Origin of the sequence: Bartonella sp. CM86QHHN, from assembly GCF_042194695.1 — a bacterium.
Lineage (GTDB): Bacteria > Pseudomonadota > Alphaproteobacteria > Rhizobiales > Rhizobiaceae > Bartonella.
On the sequence record NZ_JBHIND010000015.1, the window covers coordinates 1 to 1253 of the forward strand.

General features: G+C 45.9%; 1 pseudogene. It reads left to right on the forward strand.

The annotated features are described in order from the left end of the window. Window positions 1-10 precede the first annotated feature (10 nt). Window positions 11-1253: pseudogene (locus ACFIKX_RS01370) on the forward strand (DUF4815 domain-containing protein); the annotation flags it as partial.

A 1253-nucleotide genomic window follows, 5' to 3' on the forward strand; every position in this document is an offset into this window, starting at 1 on the left:
CAATGTTGCCATGATTGGGCGCTTGGAAATTGGTGTGAAGCTGCAAAAAAAATGGATAACACACGAAGATGATCCAGAGCTATTGGGGCAAGTCCCTGGCACCTTAGCAGAAGGAGAGCCTGGAGCGGCACGCGAAACAGCAAAGCTTGTTTGGGCACTAAAAGAGGATGCGCAGAATGGCACTTTCTTTCCGGTTTATATTTTACAAGATGGCGTTTTGATTGATCAAAAATCCCCATCACTGCTTGAACCCGCCATGCAAGCTATTGCGACGTACGACCGCGCTCATGGACATTATATCGTGAGTGGCTGCCGTGTGAGCGCATTGGGAGCAAATAATGGTTGCCAAGTGTTTAGTATTCAAGAAGGAGAAGCCAATATCAATGGCTTTAAACGCAAACGCTTAGCGGCTTTGCGCCATGAAGAGCCAGAGGATTTTTCGACAAGCGTTGTTCCTAGCGAAACGCATATTTTTGCGCCTCCAAAAGGGAAAACAAGTTTCACCTTTAAACCCTATTATTTTCCTCTTGCCGATATTCAGTCTCTTTTGTTGACAAAAGAAAAAACCGTTAACGTCACCCGCGGTGCGGTTGCCGCAGGGCGTGATGGTGTTCCTGATAAAAGCATCACCGCGTTTATTAAAGTCGTTCAAGGAAGCAAGGAATTTAAAGAAGGCACAGATTTTAAAAAAACAGGAGACACCATTGATTGGGCACCCGTGGGAGACGAACCTTTAGCAGGGAGCAGCTATAAGGTGACTTACCGCTATCGCGCAAAAATCACGGCTGATAAAGTAACAGCGCAGGAAATCACTGTCTCAGGTGGGGCGCAAGGTGGTGATATTATCGTCAGTTACACTTACAAACTCCCCCGCATTGACCGNTGATGTGTTGTCCCTTGCAACCATTACCAACAATTGGCTTGAAACGCCGGTTGTGGTCAATGATGGCACCCGTGTTGCCCCCTATGATGAAATGTGGCGCTATTTTCAACGAGTGCTTTCGCTTGATCGATTGATGCAATTAGAGCGTATTAAAAGCAATGTTGACTCTAAAGAACCTGTTGCCAAAAAGGGCATGTTTGCAGACCCTTTTCTTGATGATAGTTACAGAGATGAAGGCTTTCAACAAACAGGTGCTGTAGGCAACGGCATTTTACAGCTTGCCATTGATCCAACATTCTATACTGCTCCTTTAAAAGCGCCTGTCACCCTTGACTGGACAAATGAAGTGATCATTGCGCAAGAGTTGACA